Here is an 18,019-nt window from a genome sequence, read left to right on the forward strand (position 1 = left end):
TCTGGCCTGAATGCCCCCGACCCCACGATCCTCCCTCTCTTCGAGCCGGGAGAGACCAGCCAGATAGACAGGCAGATGAATCTGCTGGTGTCTAGTGGGTGACGGCTGGGCGCTCTGCGGCGGCTGGCTGGCTGACGCTCTGCTGCTCCCGACGGCTCCGCTGCTGCTGATCGCGCCGGCGCTTCAGGTCCAGCAGACGGCGGTAGGCTTGATAGACGAGCGGTTTGTAGGCCAGGTCGTGAGTCTCTAGAAAGCGCAAGGGGTAGCCGCCGAAGCCCTGCTTGAAGATGTAGACCCCCCATAGCTCTTGACCTTCCTCCAGGACGTCGGGAATGCCTCGGAAGTTGTAGTACCAGCAGTCGTGCTCTTTGGCCCAGCGGATGGCCGTCCACTGCAGCAGATGGTTAGGCATGCGGTTGCGGTGTTCGTTGGAGGAGGCCCCGTACATGTACCAGCTCCAGCGGCCAAAGCGCAGGGCGATCAGGCCAGCGATGGCTTGCCCTTCGTATTCGGCTAGAAAGAGTGCGGCGCGATCGCCCTCGCTGTAGAGGCGCATGATGTCCTCGTAGTGGCCCTTCTCGTGAATGAAGAACTGATCGCGCTCGCTGGTGATGCGGTAGAGCCGATAGAAAGTATCGAGATCGGCAGGTCCCTCGCCCCGGCGTACGCTGACCCCTTTGCGCGTGGCCAGGCGAATGTTGTAGCGCCACTTCTCTTTCATGTTGGCCAGCAGGGTTTGCTCGTCGGGGCGGATATCCAGCACCCACTCGTGACGGATGTGCATGGCATAGGGGGTAGGGCGGAAGCCGTGGCGCCGCAGAGCAGCTAGCCAGCCCTCGTCGCCATCGGGGACGCTTGGCTCTACTTTGAGCATGAAGGCCCCGCGCCTCCGGGCCTCGCGACGCACGAAGTCCAGGAGCTGGCCGAGCGCCGGCGAATTGGGATCGTCTATGACTGGTCCCCTCGGGGCGTAAAAGTAGGTGCCCAGCACAGGGAGCCGCGAAACCAGAACCAGCATGGCCGCGCGGAGCTGTCCGCGCTCATCGACGACGCCTGTGTAGAGGGCTTCGGCGTTCAGATGGGGGGCGAGCTGCCCCCATTCATAAGATTGGGTAATATTGCAGCACACCGAGGCAGCTACAAAGTCGTTCCACTGCTGCCTGTCGGTAATAAAACGCGCTTCCATAAATTTCCCTCAAAGAGGTACAAAAAATGAAACTTCTACATCTTTATTGCTATTGTTACAGTGACTTATGAGACCATCGCTCAGGGAGAGTAGGAATCTCATCTAACGGCTACACTGGCGCCTGGCTGGGCTGGGACCCTTGAAGGCGCTGGGGTTACCTTGCCTGACCAGGGCTGGGGCCAGGCGCGTTGGTCCCCTCTGCCAGCCGCGGGACTGGCCCCGGAAGGGCGCCTGGCTGGCAGGGTACGGGAGGCCGGCCCTTACTGGCTGGTCCCCGAGGACGAGGCTGGCTCTGCTGAAGGCTGGCCTTTCTCCTTCGGGCCGCCGCTCCGGGCAGGCGCCGCGGCCTGGGCTGGCTGGCTGGCCTCAGATGATTGGCTTCGGCCTCCCTGCTTGCCTCGGGCTGCTCGCTCCAGCTCGACGCGCCTGCGCTCAGCTCGCCTGCGCTCACGCCGAATCTCTACCAGTTTGCTCCAGAGGCGGTAGATCAGGGGACGATAGACGTAGTCCTGCGTTGGCATATTGAGGCGCGAGTAGCCGCCGAAGCCCTGCTTGTACTCGTAGACGCCCCACATCTCTTCTCCTGGCTCCAGTACCTCCGGAATGGCTCGAAAATCGAAGTGGGTGCAGCCCTGCTCTTTGGCCCACTGGATGCAGCGATACTGGAGCAGATAGGCAGCTTTCAGGTTGCGCTTGTGGTTGGCGGTGGCCCCAAACATGTCCCAGCACCAGCTTCCGAAACGGATCAGCATTTTGGCGGCCAGGGCCTCACCTTCGTGCTCGGCCAGGAAGAGGACGGCATCGCCACGGGCGGCGAACTGGCGCAGGATCTCGCGATGGTAGTCCTGGCTGTGGATAAAGAAGGCGTCGCGCTCGCTCGTAATCTTTAGTAAGGCATAGTAGGCGTCGAAATCGGCATCGCTGCTGGCTTCGCGCACAGTAACACCCTTGCGCCCGGCTACGCGCACGTTCTGCCGCCAGGTCATCTTGAAGTTGGCAAAAAGGGTCTCCAGGGGGGGCCGGATATCCAGCACCCAGCTACGTCTAGGGTGGACAGCGTAGGGGTAGACCCGAAAGCCGAGGGCCCGATAGGCACTCTGCCATTCTTCCAGGCGCGGATCGTCATCGGCAATGTTCGGTTCGAGGCGCAGCACCACACTGCCTTCGCGGCGGGCGATGGCGTGGGCCTCAGTGATCAGGGCGGGGAGAGCGGGCGAGTCCGGCGCCTCGACCGTGGGACCACGGCAGCTATAGAGCCAGTTGAGTTGTAGACCAGGCAGACGAACGGGCAGAGGTACGGGAGCGACCGCTACCATCATAGCCCCAATCAGCCGTCCCGCTTCCAAGGCCCCTAATCGGTAAATGCGCCCGCCAAGGTACTTGTTTAGCTCGCCCCACTCGTAGGACTGGAGCAGATGCCCACCTGGTTGAGAGGTCAGAAAGGCGTTCCACTGCTCGCGGTCGCTGATTTCCTTTACAACAACTGTCATCGCAATGCCTATCCTCTGACAGACTTCAGCTTCCCCTGGTCTCCTGCTGGAGATGTTCAAGGTATTCGCTTCTGAGCAGGCTGTAGACTCGAACATCATGGTACTTGCCGAAGCGCAGAATCGCCTGACGCAGGGTCCCCTCGTATTTAAAGCCGGCCTTCTCATCGGCGCGCCAGCCGCCGATGTTCTCCTCCATGTCCTGCGTCTGAATGCGGTTCAGGTTCAGCTCCATGAAACCGTAGCGGATCATCAGCCTGGTGGCCTCGGTCCCGTAGCCCTGGCCCCAGACCGCTCGGTCGCCAATGATAATATAGAATTCTGCCGTCTGATTAAGATAGTTGATGTCTTTCAAGCCTACCAGACCTATCAGCCGGTTGTTGCTCTTAAGCGCCACACCGAAGATGATATGTTTGCCATCCCTGTAAAGCTGCTCCAGGCGTTCCTTAGCGCGAGCGTCGCTGGTAGGGTAAATCGAGAAATAGCGGCGAATCTCCTCGTCGTTGAGCCAGGTTGCATAGAGATGGTTGTCCTGGGTGGGTTCCAGCGGGCGCAGATAAACGCGCTCGCCAACAATAAACGGGTTCTGAAGATGGGTGATCTCTTCTGCCATCGTCTTCTCACTCCTGGGATAGACTGGTGCGCGCCACGCTCGCTGCTGATCGCGCTAGCGCTCCGGGGAGATACGGCGTGGCGGGCAGGAGAAACGTGTCAGACCTGTTCTTCTTCGAGCTGACTCTACTGAGAGCAATCGGCTAGTGCCAGTCCAGTATAGCATAGTCCCCAAAGGCCGACAACGCGCGCCTCTGTCCCTAGGACCAGAGGGGAGCGGCGGCGGGACGGACGGCGCTCTAGCTGGCCTGGCTCTCTACCCGGCTGAGTGGGTAGAGAGGAGGGGAGAGCCATCCCATCTGCCGCTGGCCCCCTCGGAGTATTCAGGTCGCTTCTTCCTGATCGTTGTTGGCTAGACAAAGCGGGGGAGAGGCCAGAGATGGTAATGGAGCTTCAGCGCGACGATGCGCGTGACCGAGGCGTCGATGGCGCTCTGCGAGAGCTGCCCGCTGGCCAGGGCCTGCTTGATGGCTGCGACGGCGCTGCGTAGATCGTAGGAGCTGCGTACACCCAGGATCATATCGTTGCCCGCCGCCAGGGCCAGCACCACTGCCTCCGGCAGGCTCCATTTCTTGGCAATGCCTTCCATGTAGAGGGCGTCGGTGATGACCACTCCATTGTAGCCCAGCTCGTGGCGCAGGATGCCTGTCACGATCGTCGGCGATAGCTCTGCCGGCCAGACAGGATCAAGTGCCGGCATTAAGAGGTCGGTCGTCATAATCATGCCGGGGTGGTCCAGCGGCTGAGACGACTGGACGAAGTACTTGAAGGGGACCAGCTCGGTGCTGTAAATCTGCTCGCGGCTGCGCTTAATCACCGGTAGATCGGTGTGGGCGTCGGTCTGGGCGGCTCCCAGGCCGGGGAAATGCTTGAGACAGGCAATTACCCCGGCGCCCTGGACGGCGCGCAGGTAGGCCCCCCCGTAGTCGATCACGGACTGGGGCGTATAGCCCCAGGTGCGCAGATACTGGTCTGGGCCATTGACCACCGGCACATCGACATCGGGAGCCAGGTCGGTATTCAGTCCCAGGGCCTTCAAATCGTGGGCAATCCCCCGACCAAGGGCGGCGGCGTTGCTGACTTTACCCGTCTGGTAAATTTCAAGGGCCCCTGGCCGGTGGCCGTAGATATTGTTGATCCGTTCGACAAAGCCTCCCTCCTCGTCGGCCGAAATGAAGAGCGGCATCCAGGCCCTGGCCTGCATGTGCTGAATATCGGCGCGCGTCTGCTGGAAGGTCCGCATCTGGGCCGCGTACATAATAACGCCACCCGCGTAGAGGTCGTGAATCATCGTCTCCAGATCCGCTGAGTAGGTGGTTCCATAGTACTGCACCATGAAGAGCTGGCCGAGCTTCTGGTCGAGCGTCATGTGCGACAGGTAGAGATGCGCCAGCGCCTGCTCGTTCATGGCGGCCTCGCGGTGGCGTAGGGCCTCAACCTGGGCAGGTGTCAGGGGATTGGTAATGAATGGGCCGGCAAGGAGCGTTTCTTGAAGCTGGCTGGCCTGCCGTGGCCCCAGCGCGAGGTCGCCCTTGCCCAGCAAAGCCGTGGCCAGCAGGAGCAGCGACCCCAGGCTCAGCAGGAGAAAACGCCGGACCGAGCGCGGGCGCTGAGAGCGACGCTCCTGCCGCCGAGACCGCCCGGCGGCTCCCGTTTCCGTTTCCTGGTCCCGCTCTTCTTGTGGACGAGGGCTAATCGTCGAAGGCTCGCTCTCTGTTAACATCGCTAGAAGACTCCCACCCGGAGACTAGCGTTGTACTTTTATTGTACAAAGCCTAACGAATGACAGATTTAGTGTTTTTAGAACATCTCTTGAAGAACGAAGGAAGCATCAGAGAGGCCGCGTCGGGCCTGTTCCTGGCGTGGCGGTCCTCAAGCTGCAGGAGGCACAGCGGGCATCAGATGGTACTGCATCTTCAGGGCCAGGATGCGGGTTACCGCCTCATTGACGCGCAGGATCGAGAGCCGCCCATCCTGGAGGGCCGCCTTGAGGCCATTAATCATTGCCAGCGTTTGAGCGCTTCCTGTGGGACCGAGAAGCATGTCGTTGCCAGCGTTGAGCGCCAGCACCGCGGCCTGGGGCATATCCCATTTCTGGGCGATGCCCTGCATATAGAGGGCATCAGTGATCACCACGCCATCGTAGCCGAACTCCTGGCGTAGAATCTGGGTCATGAAGCGGTACGACAGCTCGCCCGGCCACTGTGGGTCAATGGCGGGCATCAGGACATCGGTAGACATAATCATGCCCGGGCGCATAGATGGGTCGGGGGCCTTGGCAAAGTATTTGTAGGGGGCCAGCTCGGTCGAGTAGATCTGGCTGACGCTGCGATTATCCGAAGGCAGCGTCTTATGGGCGTCCTCCGTTGTATTGCCCAGACCACCCGGGTAATGCTTGATGCAGGCAATCAGGCCGTCCTGCTGCATAGCGGCCATAAACGGACCGGCGTACTTGATCACGTCCTGGGCTGTCGTACCGAAGGTCCGCGTAACGGTGTCGTAGCCTGGCACCAGCATCACATCGACATCGGGGGCCAGGTCAACGTTGATGCCGAGCGCCAGCAGGTCGTGGGCCATCTTGTGGCCCTGCTGGGCGGCATAGGCTACGCTGCCCGATTGGTAAATATCCCAGGCCGAGGGACGCGAGCCGTAGATGTGAGAGAGGCGGTGAACGTAGGGACCACCCTCTTCGTCGGTAGAGATCAGCAGAGGAATTTTGGCGTTTTGCTGCATGAGGGCAATATCGTGCTTGGTCTGTGAGAAGCTCTGCATTTGAAACTCGTAGAGGATCACGCCGCCAGCATGTAGATTCGTGATCATATTGTTCAGATCGGGCGAATAGTAATCGTCGGCGTACTCCACCATGATCAGCTGGCCCAGCTTCTCGTCGAGCGACATCCGTGCGACGTAGAGGCTTGCGAGCTGCTTATAGGACATGTGGTCGCTCAGGTGGCGCAGAGCATTGATCTGGGTTGGGGTATAAGGAGGAGTAATGAACGGGCCGGAGGAGCTGTCTCCCAGAAGACCAGACCCAGAGGAAGGGACAGGTCCGGGAAAGAGATAGGCGGCGTTAAAATAGGCAAAAAGCGCTCCGCCGGCGGTGAGGATGGCCAGCGCAATCATCACAATGGCGAGGAGGAGTCGCAGCCGATGGCGACCTCGCCGCTCCGGCAGGCGTGGTGGACGTCGGTCTCCATTCCTCGGCGGTGCCGAGCTGGCAGGCGCCCCTGTCCAGTCCGCTGGCGTCCGGCTGGCCGGGCCAGCGGCAAGCGCGCCCTCGGCTCCCTCTTGGGAGGCTGGGCCGCCTGCTGAAAAGATAGAGCTTTTTACTGACTTTCTTGTGAACAGAGACATAAAAACTCCTGATAACAACCACGCTGTGTATCTATTATAAAAGAGTTATCAATAAATGTTTAAAATCAGGCATCATCAGAGCGTTCTGAAGAGGGGCCTGGGGCTGGCTCCTGTCCCTCTCTCTCTAGTTCTAACGCCCGGGAAGAACGATTTGTTACATCAGGAGAGAAGGGGAGGGGGTGGCGTGAGGCGGAAGGTGGGAAAGAAGGCTCAAAGGCCCCGGTCTCGGCTTCGATCGGCGAGGGCGCCAGTGAGCCGCTTGTTGAGCTGCCGGGAGCGGTATGGGGCAAGTGTAGGGGAGCAGGAGCGGCCTGCCGGCGGCGCATGCGAGAGGCGCGCACGTTAGGCACCGTCAGAGCCGGCTGCAGCGCGTAGTCAAAGATTACCTTAATCGCGCGTGTCTGGGCCCGGCGCATAGCCGTGCTCAGGGCATGGCGGTAGTCGGTCAGAGCGAAGCGATGGGTAATCAACTGCTCGGGGGCCAGCAATCCCTGAGAGATCAGCTCGCAGGCGACTGCGAAGGTCGAAGTGCGGCTCGGCTGCTCCGGTGGCCAATACTCCTGTCCATGCGTCAGCGAGCCGAGCAGATTCACCTCGCGTGACCACACTGGAGTCAAGTCCAAACGCAGGCGATGGAGGCTGCGACCAACCAGCACGACGGTGCCGCCAGCGCGTGTCCAGCGCAGCGCATCCTGGAGGGTTTGGCTCCCCCCCACGGTATCGTAGATCACATCGTAGCCACCCAGCAGGATTGGCTGGCCGAGAGGCCCGCTGACCACCTCCGCGCCTGTGACGCGCGCCACCTCGCGATAGCGATCCTGCGGATAGATAATGTGGGCCGCTCCCAGACGGGTAGCGCGCTCCACCTGAAAGGCGTGGCGGGCCATCACTCCCACTACCGCCTGGGGTACCAAGGCCCGCACGACCTGGAGCGTCAGCAGGCCGATCGTTCCCGCTCCAATGATGAGGACCCGCTCGTCTGGCTGCGGCAGGCAGCGCAGCACCGCATGCAGTGCCACCGCCGTTGGCTCCAGCATCACAGCTTGCTCGTCGCTCAGCAGCGGCTCGCCTGGCTTCTCGGGGGACTCAGGAAGGCGAAAGAGCTGCTGCTCGTGGACCAGCATCTCCTCGCTCCAACCTGAACCGATCTGGGTGGGTCCAGGCTGGTAGGCGCGCTGGCAGAGGTTATAGTCTCCCGCGGCACAGGCCCGACAGGGAGGTTGCAAGCCCGCCGTCAGACAGTGGGGCGCATACTGCAGCACTACTGTATCGCCCACTTGCAGCGTCTGGACCGCGTCGCCCACCTCGATCACCTCACCCACCACCTCGTGGCCTGGATAGAGCTGTTGACCGGCCAGCGCTGCCGTCACCCGCGGATCAACATCGGCGGTAATCAGGGGCAGATCGCTGCCACAGATCCCCGCCAGCCGGTTACGCACCCGCACCCAGTCGGGAGCCGGCAAAGGACGCCGAGGCAGGTTCTGTACCTGCAGCGGAGCAAACGACGAAAAATAGGCTCCTCGCCAGAAACGTCCCAGCAGCGAAGTCACAACGGCCCGTTTGGGATCAAGGTCCAGGGTTGACGTCCACATAGCGGTAGCCCTCCACCGCGCAGGCTTGGCTCACACGGTCACTCAGCTACGCGAGGACCGAAGCGTCCCTCTCTTCGCTGGCTGCCTGGCTGTAATTGCTGGCCGATGTCGCCTGTGGCCCTTCCCTGCCATGAGCAGCTCAGCAGCGATCGAAGGCAGTGTACCATGTGCACGAGGCGCGGTCAATGCTCGTGGTCAATGCTCTTACGATCGTCAGTTTGATCAATAATCGACAGCCAGGCGGGCGAAGGCGGGTCTGGTCCCGCCCGTCGGCTGCTACCGCCTGCAAGGCGTAGGGAGGGAGGGAGATGGTGAGGGGCAGCCTGGGAAATCCGCATGGAAGCATAGCAAGCCTGGGGAGACCGGTGAGGCCGTGCAGGAATGGCTAAATAAATAGGGATGCGCTGGCCCTACAGAGCCAAAGGCGTGACCGCCGCTAGTGCTCTGCCCCATTCGGCGAAGGCAGGGGCCGCGTTGGCGAGCCGGGCAGGCAGGGCAAAGTCAGAGTGAAGACAGAGCCCTTGTCTTGCTCGCTGCGCACGCTGACCTCTCCCTGATGAGCGTGCGCGATCGCCCGCGCGATGGCCAGGCCCAAACCGGCGCCAGGGATGGCGCTGCCATCCGCCCGGCTGGGCGGAATATGGCGACCGCGATAAAAACGCTCAAAAATATAAGGTAGATCCTCGGGAGCGATTCCTGGCCCATTATCGATCACCTGGACCTCGCCAAGATCGGCCCGGCGATCCAGGCGGACAAGCACCTGACCCTCGGGAAAGGGGCGTCCATACTTCACGGCGTTATCCAGCAGTGCCGCCAGCGCCTGCTTCAAGCGATCCGTATCGCCGCGAACGACCAGCCGCTCCTGGGTAGCCAGCTCCAGCTGGATACGCGGGCCTTGCTCGCCCGAGGAGAGGCGGGCCTGCTCGACGCTCTCGACGGCCAGCTCCACCAGGTCCACCTCGCGTAGCTGCAGAGGGCGCCCTTCCTCGAGGCGCACCAGCGTCAGCATATCGTTAATCAGGCGGCTCATCCGCTCCGATTCGCTCTTGATCAAACGCAGAACGCGCTGCAGCAGCTCGGGATTCTCGACTGGTCCACGCAGCAGAACCTCAGAGAGGCCGCGAATCGACGTCAGCGGAGTGCGCAGCTCGTGAGAAGCGCTGCTGAGGAGGCGCTGAACGCGAGCCTCACTCTCGCGCTGGCGAGCGGTGGCCAGCTCCACCTGACCAGCGAGGGCGTTCAGGCTCTGACCCAGACGAGTCAGCTCATCGGGAGCTGGAGGGGCTGCCGCAGAAGGAAGTCGTGCTCGCTGGCTGAAATCGCCTCTGGCCAGGACCTGGGCGACCTGGGTCAGCTCCTGGAGAGGACGCAGCAGCAGCGTTGTCGCCAGCACGCTCAGGCCGCCAGCGAACAGCACCAGCAGCAGATAAGCGCCCACAAAAGCCAGCGGCGCATTCAGTGACCTCAGATGGAGCAACAGGAGCATTAGCAGAGCCATCAGCGCCAGGCTCAGGGCCAGGATAGCCAACTGCAAAAGCGCCAGACGCAGGCTCAGGCGATCTAACGGCAGGCGCACAGAAGTGGCCAACAGCGGACCGGTAGTCAGATAACGCCGCTGCAGGCTGGCCAGGGCCGAGGTCTCGACCCGCTCATCGACCTGAGCGCCGGCCTGTGCCCCAGAAGTCATCTTTCCTTCCGCTGATGATTGTCTCATCTGCTCATGCTCGTTACCAGTGGACCCATTGGGAACTCCCTCCGCGCGTGTCCTCAGCGTTCCTCGCTCGGTTGGCATAGCAGCTATCCCTGGCCTTTCAGAATATAGCCGACCCCGCGCACCGTCTGGATCAGGCGGGGAGCGCTCGGGATATCCTCAATTTTCTCACGCAGATAGCGCACATACACCTCAATGATATTGGTCTCCCCAAGGAAATCATACCCCCAAACACGATTGAGGATCGTCTGACGATCCAGTACCTGGCGCGGATGGGTCATAAACAAATGCAACAGATTGTATTCTGTGGCCGTCAGCTCGATCGAGCGATTGCCACGGCGGACCTCGCGCGTGGCCGTATTCATCCAGAGGTCCTCGAACTGCAGAATATGCGCAGAATCGGAAGAGCCGGGCCGCTCGCCCTGGCCGCTGCGTCGCAGGCGACGCAGGATAGCGCGTATGCGTGCCACCAGCTCTTCGAAGCTGAAAGGCTTCGTCAGGTAGTCATCGGCGCCGCTGTCGAGACCGAGCACCCGATCGCGCACATCATCCCTGGCTGTCAGCATTAAGATCGGCACATCGCTCGTCACCGGATTCTCGCGTAAGCGACGGCAGACCTCCAGGCCATCCATATCCGGCAGCATCAGGTCCAGAATCACAATATCGGGGTCGCAACGCTGTGCCGCCGTCACTCCCTGCGCGCCGTCGGGGGCCGAGACCACCTCGAAGCCCTCGTAGTGAAGACCCAGCTTGATGAACTCGATAATCGACTGCTCATCGTCGATCACCAGCGCCTTGAGGGGCCGTTTCTCCTGATCGGTGCGTTCGTGAACTGCTTGCGGCATGGCTGGCATCCTTCTCTGTAGGATTCAATTTTCATTATAGTTACCACGCAGCAGCAGTGCAAGGCGTGCGCCAGCGAGGGCCGCTCAGCAGGGTCAAGGCGATGGGAAGCTGCCCGCTCTGCTCTGGCCGGCTCCCCTTCTCTCAAGCTCATGCTCGTCAACGTTGCCTGGTCGGGGCCAGTATCCGGGATCTGGCGGGCAGCAGCCAGGTGGGTGCGCTCTCCAGCTGGAGTCGGAGAGCCTCGGGCGCGCCTCCGGCTCTGGCGAGCAGAAAAGCGAGCTGGCAGGTTCTCAGGGCAGGTGCGGTATGAGCAGGCACGGCGCGCTCGCGCCCGGTCAAGCTCAACAGCTTTGGCCGCCACCGTAATCTTGCCATCTATTCCCTCCCACGAGAAAGGTGATAGAAGAGTTTCAGCAAGGACACGAAAGTGTCCTGTATTTTAGCAATGTGTTTCTAATTGTCTTATCCTGGTGATTGGTAGCGATCTTAAAAAACTCTTAAGAGCGCTAGACATTGATTGACAAGTCAAAGGGGACTCATTACAATGGTATTGATAGAGACGGCTCACGTAATCAGCAGGAGGCAGATTCATGGCAGTTGTGCATCCCGACTTCTATCGTCATGAGCACCTCGTCCGCAAATCGATTCAAATTCCGTTGACCCAGCACCAGGAGCTGAAGGCGCTGGCGATGGAACTGGACTCCTCCCTCGGGGATGTTGTGGAGACAATCATGGAACTAATGCGCCGGGATAACTACCAGCAACTGCGTCAGGCGATCCTCCAGAAACGCGAACAGGCTCTCTCCTCCTTGACTCACTCCCTCGATGAAGCGTATGCTTATCTAGGATCTCTCCCTGAAACTCTCGAAGATGCCCGATTTTATTTTGAGGCCGGGCGTGAAGGTATCGTTGCATGAGTAATGAGGCCAGGCAAACATCGCCCAGCCCCAGCCATAGTGAGGATACTGCCAATCGAATACGCGAAATGCCCAGTCCCAGGCGCGGCGAGATCTGGGATGTCAACTGGTCTCCCGGGCGCGGCGCGGAGCAGCAGGGTGTCCGCCCTGCCTTAATCATCCAAAATGATCGAGGCAATGCCTCCTCCACTTATCCGTTGACGATTGTTGCCTCGATGAGCCGTACGGAGCGTGAACTGCCCCTGCACGTACGCATCGCGCCAACGCCCGAAAACGGGTTGACCGACTTCACCGATGTAAAGTGCGAACAGATCATGACGATCGAGAAGTCGCGTCTGATCCGCAAGCGCGGGAGCATTACAAAGGAGGAACTCGCGCGCGTCGACATGGCCCTTAAAATCAGCCTCGATCTGCTCTCCTGATCTCAGGACAGGAGCGGCAAGCCGTCGCGCTCTCCTCCTCGGGGTACCGCCTGGCAGCATCCATGCTGGAGGTTGCTCGGTCCGTTTGGGTGTCCTTGTTCTGTGTTGTTATGCCTGGCTGCTTGCTTGGAGAGAGGGCCGTCGTCTGATGGCCTGGCCTGGAGCAAATCTGGCCGCAGACCGCCGGCGATCGATTGGCCGCCTTTTCGAGCGGCGGGCCGGTGGCTGGTCGGACCGTCAGGGCCACTGTAGGGGGGTGTCCCTTCCCTTCGCCCTTCCCTCCACCTCCGTATTTCTGTCTCTCGTTCTTTCTCCTTTCCTTTACTTGCTTTCTCTCTGGCTGATCTCCCCTCGCTGGATTGGCTGGTGTGAGCTGACAGCCAATGTGCTACAATGAAGGCCAGATGTTGAGGCAAGACCGCAGGAGATGATCAGCTATGCAGCAGAGAACGGTCGGAACGGTTGATGTCAAGCGTAGCTTCCCTGAGATGCTCAAAGGTGGCGTGATCTGCGATGTGGTCAATCCCGAGCAGGCCAGGATCGCCGAAGAGGCCGGCGCGGTCGCGGTGATGGCCCTGGAGCGGGTTCCCGCCGACATTCGCGCTCAAGGCGGCGTTGCGCGTATGACCGATCCCGAACTGATCATTCGCATTAAAGAGGCCGTCACGATTCCCGTCATGGCCAAGTGCCGCATCGGCCACTTCGTGGAAGCGGAGATCCTGCAGGCCATTGGCGTTGACTGCATCGATGAATCGGAAGTGCTCACGCCCGCCGACGAGCAGTTCCATGTCAATAAGCACTTGTTCTCGGTGCCTTTCGTCTGCGGGGCGCGCGACCTGGGCGAGGCCCTGCGCCGCATCGGCGAGGGGGCGGCCATGATCCGCACCAAGGGCGAGGCTGGCACCGGCAACGTGGTAGAGGCGGTGCGCCACATGCGGGCCATCCAGGATGGCATCCGTCGCCTGCAGATGCTCCCCGAAGAGGAGCTGATGACCGAGGCCAAGCGCCTGGGCGCCCCCTATGAGCTGGTCTGTCAAGTAGCACGCACCGGCAAACTGCCGGTGGTCAACTTCTCGGCGGGCGGCATTGCTACCCCGGCCGATGCCGCGCTCATGATGCGTCTGGGGGCAGAAGGTATCTTTGTCGGTTCCGGTATCTTCAAGTCGGGCGACCCGCTCAAGCGCGCCCGCGCCATCGTGCGCGCGACCACCCATTTCGACAACCCTCAGATCCTGGCCGAGGTCTCGCGCGACCTGGGCGAGCCAATGGTGGGCATCAATCTCGACACTCTGCCCGAACAGGAGCTGATGGCGCGCCGCGGCTGGTAGCTCTTGAAAAGCTGCCCGCGCCTGGCTCGGCTTGCCGGGGGGGAAGTAGGAGGCGGGCGGAGCCACCAGGCCACGAACCTCATCCCGTCTACGTCGCCGGCTCGCCTCCGTCGATCCAAGAGCAAGGCCGAGAGCCGGCGACGCGCTTTTTTGGGAGCCTGGGGCGGGGGAAGACGGACGGGATGAAAAGCCGCCGTCATAGGCGTTCTCTCAGCAGAGGCAGTCTCTAGTATGACGAAGGAAGGAGGGGGCGGTGCTCCGGGGTTTGTGGTGACCCGGCGCCGCGAGAGCAGACCTATGATCCACAATGGACAGGAGCGACCGCTGATCGGGGTGCTAGCCCTCCAGGGAGACTTCGAGGCGCATCTCAAGGCCCTTTCCAGGCTGGGCGTGGCAACACGCGCCGTAAAACTCCCTGAGCATCTGACCGATTTAGATGGTATAATAATACCCGGTGGGGAGAGCACCACTATTGGCAAGCTCATGGTCGAGTATGGCCTCGATAGGCCGCTAAAGACCTTGATCGAGCAAGGCCTCCCCGTTTGGGGAACCTGTGCCGGCTTGATTCTCTTGGCCAAAAAGACGGACAACGCTCTGGAGGGCCAGCCGTTGCTGGCCGCGATGAACATCGCTGTCCGTCGCAATGCGTTCGGTAGTCAGCGGGAAAGTTTTGAAACTGATCTGTCGATACCCGTGCTGGGTGAAGCACCGTTTCATGCCTTTTTCATTCGGGGGCCAGCCATTACGGAGGTCGGCCCGACTGTGGAAGTGCTGGCAACGCTCGATGACGGCACCATCGTCGCTGTCCGCGAAGGCAACCGGCTGGGTACCGCTTTTCACCCGGAGGTTTCCAGAGATCCGCGATTCCATCATTACTTTCTCCGCCTAGTACAGAGCGTTCGGAAGTAGAGGCGTGGCGACGCGACCAGGCGGTAGGCCCCGCTCCCCGGTCCCAGTCAGATGACGTGGATCGCGGTGCCAGCCTGGAGGCCAACAGGCCGGCTGGCCCAGAACCGCTTTCGGCTCACCGGTCAGCAGCAGGGAACATGGAGAGATGGGTGCGGGGCCTGGCACGCGCCACTGAGCGTGGACGAAGTATAGAGATCTGCCTCTGCTTGGCGCAGGAGCACTGATGATACGACCGGTACCCTACGTTGACCTACCGGGAATCATCTACGCATTAGATCGGCGCGCTCGTATGCGACAGCGCGCACTGGCGAATTTCGTGTGCTGGCTGGAACCAGTAGAGCACCGTACTTCGTGGCCTCCTCTCCTGCGCAATATCTTTCCTCTCGATCCGGTAGCGCGTACCTGGCTGTGTGAAGATCGCTGGCGCATCCTCGGATTCGCTCAGGTACGCGAGCGCCCATCGGGAACGATGTGGGAGCTGACATATCTGGCCTCAATGCTCCAAAGTGCCTTCTCCGGCGAGGACGTCCTTTCCGCCCTGCTCGACTATGTTCTGGAGATGGCCGCCGCCCACGGCGTGCTGCGCGTCTTCGCCAGAGTCGAGGAGACGCTACCCGAAATGGAGCTGTTCGCTCGCAGCGGCTTCCAGCGCTACACGCGCGAGTTTACCTATGTCTACGGGCTGGAGGAGGAGGAGGAAGAAGAGAAGAAGCGGGAGAACAAGGCCGACTCGCTGCAAGAGGTCGAGGGCGCACCCTCGACCAGGACCAGGCAGCCTTCCCCCGGGCTGATACTCAGCCCTGCCCCTGCCGCCCGTCTGCAGGAGCTGACTGCCTTGCAGCGCTGGAGCCGCCATCATGTCTGGGGCCTGCACCAGCTCTATCGCGCCGTCACACCTCAGCGGGTTCAAATGGCCGAATTGCTGGAAAATAGCGACGAGTACGCCCGCCTGCTCGTCGGCTCCCAGCGTTCGGGACTCCTCCCGCCTGGACGGCGGTGTGAAACGTATGTCTGCGACATGGGGGTACGCCTGGGGGCCTGGCTGCAGCTCCGGCGAGGGCGTGGCACAAGGCCGCATCAGCTCTCGCTCATGGTTCACCCAGAGTATGCCGATCTGGCCGAGCCGCTCGTGCGCTTCGCCTGTCACCGCTTGCTCGAGAGCGACAGGCGCCCGATCTACTGCCAGGTGCGCGAATACGAGGGGGCAGTCATCAATGCCCTGCGCGCCAGCGGCTTTCTGCCGAAAACCACCAGGGTCTTGCTTGTGCGCCACATGGCCTATCTGGCTGTGAGACAGCGCGTCGTTCCTGCATTAGAACAACGAGTAATTTATGGCGTGAAAGGTCTGGGTACGGCCAGCTCACGCCAGACTATGAGGTGATTAAACTGTCTATGCACAATGCGATCACTGACGATCTGGAGGCTCTGCTGGAGGCTCTTCCCCCCAGCATCCACGAAGCGGTCGACCGCCTGGACAACCGCGGTGAGCTGCTAGAGATCGTAATGGACCTGGGGCGCCTGCCCGAGGCCCGCTTCCCGGATGGAGAGGTGATCCTGAGCGACCAGCCCATCACCTATGCTGATCTCGAATACGTAGTCGAGCGCATCGGCGAGTTCGGCGACGATAACCGCGCCGGCATTGAGCGCACGCTGCACCGCATCAGCGCCCTGCGCAATCGCAAGGGACGCGTGGTCGGCCTGACCTGCCGCATTGGCCGTGCCGTGCTGGGCAGCATTGCGCTGATCCGCGATATCGTCGAGCAGGGCCAGTCGATTCTGATTCTTGGTCGCCCGGGCGTAGGCAAGACGACGCTGCTGCGCGAGATCGCGCGCGTGCTGGCCGATGAGGCTAATAAACGAGTGGTGGTGGTCGATACCTCGAACGAGATCGCCGGCGACGGGGATATCCCTCACCCCGGTATTGGACGCGCGCGACGCATGCAGGTGGCTCATACCTCGATGCAGCATGCGGTCATGATCGAGGCTGTGGAAAACCATATGCCCCAGGTGATCGTGATCGATGAGATCGGCACGGAGCTGGAAGCGCAGGCGGCGCGGACGATCGCTGAGCGTGGCGTCCAATTGATTGCCACGGCGCACGGCAACTCGTTGAGCAATTTGCTGGTCAACCCCACGCTCTCCGACCTGGTGGGCGGTATCCAGACGGTGACGCTCGGCGATGAGGAGGCCCGCCGGCGCCATACCCAGAAGAGTATCCTGGAGCGCAAGGCTCCGCCTACCTTCGATGTGGTAGTGGAACAGCAGAGCTGGCAGGAGCTGATCGTCCATCGCGACGTGGCTGAGACGGTCGATAACCTCTTGCGCGGCCAGCCGGTGATTGCCGAGGTGCGGACACGCGACGAGGAAAGCGGACGGGTCTCGGTGCGCCGTGTGACGATCGGCGGCATGGAGCTGCCCGCCTGGGGCGGCTCTGGCTCACTGGCGGGACGCCAGGGCGGCTCTCTCCCTTTCGAACGCTCGGCGGGCGGTTGGAGCAATCTGCGCCAAATCGGCCAGGTCACCTGGCGCGACGCCGCTACGGCTGATTCCTTGCGCCGCAATGGCCAGTCATCCTTGCAGGCTCTCGCTCCCACTGGCCTGGCTACCCACCTGCGCCGCGCGCCCTCCGGCCTGGTGACCTTGAGCAATACCGCTCCCGCTCTGGCTTCCGACGAGGAGCCGGCGAACGAGCTGGAGGCTCAGGAGGCCGCCGCTCCTTCCCCCCCCAGGCCGATCCGCATCTACCCCTTCGGGGTCAATCGCGATCGCCTGGAACAGGCCGCCCGCCAGCTCGGGGTCCCGGTGATCATCACCAAGAATGAGAATGAGGCCAATGCTATTATCACGCTCAAGAATTACTATCGCCGTCAGCCTGAGCGCCTTCAGCAGGCCGCCGATGATCAAAAGACGATTATCATTCTGAAAAACAATACGGTGGCCCAGATGCAGCATGCGCTGGCGCGCATCTTCGCTCTTCCTGAAGAGGAGGAGGAGGGAAACAGCGATTCGTTGGTCGGCCCGGTCCCAGATGAAGAGACGCGGCGCGCCCTCCTTGAGGCGGAAGACGCCATTCATCGCCTCCTGAACAACGGGCTGACTGCCGCCGAACTGGCTCCCGCCAACGCCTATGTGCGCCGGCTGCAGCATCAGCTCGCCAGCCGCTATAACTTATTCTCGCGCAGTCGGGGGAAAGAGCCGAATCGGCGCGTCAAGATCTTCCGTAGTTGATAGGGGCAACCAGGCAGGATCGAATACGACGCGACGGCGCGGCATGGGCCGCCCGCCGGTCTTGGACCTGCGCACCGGGGACCGCCCGCCGGACGCGGTTGGGCGCCGTGCCGCGGGGCTGGCCGCTTCTCCCCTCTGCCGCGCCGCCCCCACCCGGCTGGGTGGGCTTCTTCCTCTCCTTCTCCTCTTGCACTGCAGGGGAAGGCTGCGCTATAATAGCCCCAATTCGGGGGAGGGGAATACGTGGCATGCGAGTCTAACCCGTCCCGTCAACAGGTGACAGGAAGCAGGCAGACCGGTCAGTCTGGCGAGGCTGGGGATGGACCATACAGGGAGATGAGGAAGGGAGGTCACAGTCGCTCGCGCTCCAGCGCAGCGCCGCGCTGAGGGCAGAGGCGAAGGCAGGGAAGGATGGAAGCAAGGGAGA

General features: G+C 61.7%; 14 protein-coding genes. 6 read left to right on the forward strand and 8 right to left on the reverse strand.

Annotated elements, in window-relative coordinates:
• Positions 1-91: 91 nt before the first annotated feature.
• From ACFMO7_RS15955 to ACFMO7_RS15990, 8 genes are all read right to left on the reverse strand, one after another.
• On the reverse strand, positions 92-1,186 hold the full coding sequence (locus ACFMO7_RS15955) for a lipid II:glycine glycyltransferase FemX (RefSeq protein ID WP_376796486.1): 1,095 nt from the start codon (positions 1,184-1,186) through the stop codon (positions 92-94).
• A gap of 260 nt (positions 1,187-1,446) precedes the next feature.
• Positions 1,447-2,676, reverse strand: a complete 1,230-nt coding sequence (locus ACFMO7_RS15960; RefSeq protein WP_376796487.1) for a lipid II:glycine glycyltransferase FemX — start codon at positions 2,674-2,676, stop codon at positions 1,447-1,449.
• Positions 2,677-2,701: 25 nt separating this feature from the next.
• Complete coding sequence (locus ACFMO7_RS15965) at positions 2,702-3,286, reverse strand: GNAT family N-acetyltransferase (protein WP_376796488.1); 585 nt, start codon at positions 3,284-3,286, stop codon at positions 2,702-2,704.
• Between the two features lie 351 nt (positions 3,287-3,637).
• Positions 3,638-5,008 (reverse strand): glycoside hydrolase family 3 N-terminal domain-containing protein, encoded by a 1,371-nt coding sequence (locus tag ACFMO7_RS15970; protein WP_376796489.1) that lies wholly within the window; start codon positions 5,006-5,008, stop codon positions 3,638-3,640.
• A 149-nt stretch (positions 5,009-5,157) separates the two neighbouring features.
• Positions 5,158-6,639: a glycoside hydrolase family 3 N-terminal domain-containing protein gene (locus tag ACFMO7_RS15975; RefSeq protein ID WP_376796490.1), complete on the reverse strand. Its 1,482-nt coding sequence runs from the start codon at positions 6,637-6,639 to the stop codon at positions 5,158-5,160.
• 65 nt (positions 6,640-6,704) lie between these two features.
• The gene (locus ACFMO7_RS15980) at positions 6,705-8,231 is read right to left on the reverse strand and encodes a zinc-binding dehydrogenase (RefSeq protein ID WP_376796491.1); all 1,527 of its coding nucleotides are present in this window, start codon (positions 8,229-8,231) and stop codon (positions 6,705-6,707) included.
• Between the two features lie 436 nt (positions 8,232-8,667).
• The gene (locus ACFMO7_RS15985) at positions 8,668-10,023 is read right to left on the reverse strand and encodes a sensor histidine kinase (RefSeq protein WP_376796492.1); all 1,356 of its coding nucleotides are present in this window, start codon (positions 10,021-10,023) and stop codon (positions 8,668-8,670) included.
• A gap of 5 nt (positions 10,024-10,028) precedes the next feature.
• Positions 10,029-10,787, reverse strand: coding sequence for a response regulator transcription factor (locus ACFMO7_RS15990; RefSeq protein ID WP_376796493.1), 759 nt, complete (start codon positions 10,785-10,787; stop codon positions 10,029-10,031).
• Between the two features lie 591 nt (positions 10,788-11,378).
• Here ACFMO7_RS15990 and ACFMO7_RS15995 point away from each other — a divergent pair.
• The 6 genes from ACFMO7_RS15995 to ACFMO7_RS16020 all read left to right on the forward strand — a co-directional run bounded on the left by ACFMO7_RS15995 (position 11,379) and on the right by ACFMO7_RS16020 (position 17,592).
• Positions 11,379-11,705, forward strand: a complete 327-nt coding sequence (locus tag ACFMO7_RS15995) for a hypothetical protein (protein ID WP_112430539.1) — start codon at positions 11,379-11,381, stop codon at positions 11,703-11,705.
• The gene (locus tag ACFMO7_RS16000) at positions 11,702-12,127 is read left to right on the forward strand and encodes a type II toxin-antitoxin system PemK/MazF family toxin (protein ID WP_376796494.1); all 426 of its coding nucleotides are present in this window, start codon (positions 11,702-11,704) and stop codon (positions 12,125-12,127) included. Before ACFMO7_RS15995 ends, ACFMO7_RS16000 begins: the two co-directional genes overlap by 4 nt.
• 437 nt (positions 12,128-12,564) lie before the next feature.
• Entirely contained in the window at positions 12,565-13,455 is an 891-nt protein-coding gene (pdxS, locus tag ACFMO7_RS16005) for a pyridoxal 5'-phosphate synthase lyase subunit PdxS (RefSeq protein ID WP_376796495.1), read from the forward strand.
• A 297-nt stretch (positions 13,456-13,752) separates the two neighbouring features.
• Positions 13,753-14,364 (forward strand): pyridoxal 5'-phosphate synthase glutaminase subunit PdxT, encoded by a 612-nt coding sequence (gene pdxT / locus ACFMO7_RS16010; protein WP_376796540.1) that lies wholly within the window; start codon positions 13,753-13,755, stop codon positions 14,362-14,364.
• A gap of 223 nt (positions 14,365-14,587) precedes the next feature.
• Positions 14,588-15,745 (forward strand): hypothetical protein, encoded by a 1,158-nt coding sequence (locus ACFMO7_RS16015; protein WP_376796496.1) that lies wholly within the window; start codon positions 14,588-14,590, stop codon positions 15,743-15,745.
• Positions 15,746-15,756: 11 nt separating this feature from the next.
• Positions 15,757-17,592 (forward strand): R3H domain-containing nucleic acid-binding protein, encoded by a 1,836-nt coding sequence (locus ACFMO7_RS16020; protein ID WP_376796497.1) that lies wholly within the window; start codon positions 15,757-15,759, stop codon positions 17,590-17,592.
• Positions 17,593-18,019 lie beyond the last annotated feature (427 nt).

The organism is Thermogemmatispora sp., from assembly GCF_042408735.1.
In the GTDB taxonomy this organism is placed as follows: domain Bacteria; phylum Chloroflexota; class Ktedonobacteria; order Ktedonobacterales; family Ktedonobacteraceae; genus Thermogemmatispora.

Coding starts and splice junctions, on each gene's coding strand:
- ACFMO7_RS15955 (WP_376796486.1), bottom strand. CDS start 1,186: ATGGAAGCGCGTTTTATTACCGACAGGCAGCAGTGGAACGACTTTGTA.
- ACFMO7_RS15960 (WP_376796487.1), bottom strand. CDS start 2,676: ATGACAGTTGTTGTAAAGGAAATCAGCGACCGCGAGCAGTGGAACGCC.
- ACFMO7_RS15965 (WP_376796488.1), bottom strand. CDS start 3,286: ATGGCAGAAGAGATCACCCATCTTCAGAACCCGTTTATTGTTGGCGAG.
- ACFMO7_RS15970 (WP_376796489.1), bottom strand. CDS start 5,008: ATGTTAACAGAGAGCGAGCCTTCGACGATTAGCCCTCGTCCACAAGAA.
- ACFMO7_RS15975 (WP_376796490.1), bottom strand. CDS start 6,639: ATGTCTCTGTTCACAAGAAAGTCAGTAAAAAGCTCTATCTTTTCAGCA.
- ACFMO7_RS15980 (WP_376796491.1), bottom strand. CDS start 8,231: ATGTGGACGTCAACCCTGGACCTTGATCCCAAACGGGCCGTTGTGACT.
- ACFMO7_RS15985 (WP_376796492.1), bottom strand. CDS start 10,023: ATGCCAACCGAGCGAGGAACGCTGAGGACACGCGCGGAGGGAGTTCCC.
- ACFMO7_RS15990 (WP_376796493.1), bottom strand. CDS start 10,787: ATGCCGCAAGCAGTTCACGAACGCACCGATCAGGAGAAACGGCCCCTC.
- ACFMO7_RS15995 (WP_112430539.1), top strand. CDS start 11,379: ATGGCAGTTGTGCATCCCGACTTCTATCGTCATGAGCACCTCGTCCGC.
- ACFMO7_RS16000 (WP_376796494.1), top strand. CDS start 11,702: ATGAGTAATGAGGCCAGGCAAACATCGCCCAGCCCCAGCCATAGTGAG.
- pdxS (WP_376796495.1), top strand. CDS start 12,565: ATGCAGCAGAGAACGGTCGGAACGGTTGATGTCAAGCGTAGCTTCCCT.
- pdxT (WP_376796540.1), top strand. CDS start 13,753: ATGATCCACAATGGACAGGAGCGACCGCTGATCGGGGTGCTAGCCCTC.
- ACFMO7_RS16015 (WP_376796496.1), top strand. CDS start 14,588: ATGATACGACCGGTACCCTACGTTGACCTACCGGGAATCATCTACGCA.
- ACFMO7_RS16020 (WP_376796497.1), top strand. CDS start 15,757: ATGCACAATGCGATCACTGACGATCTGGAGGCTCTGCTGGAGGCTCTT.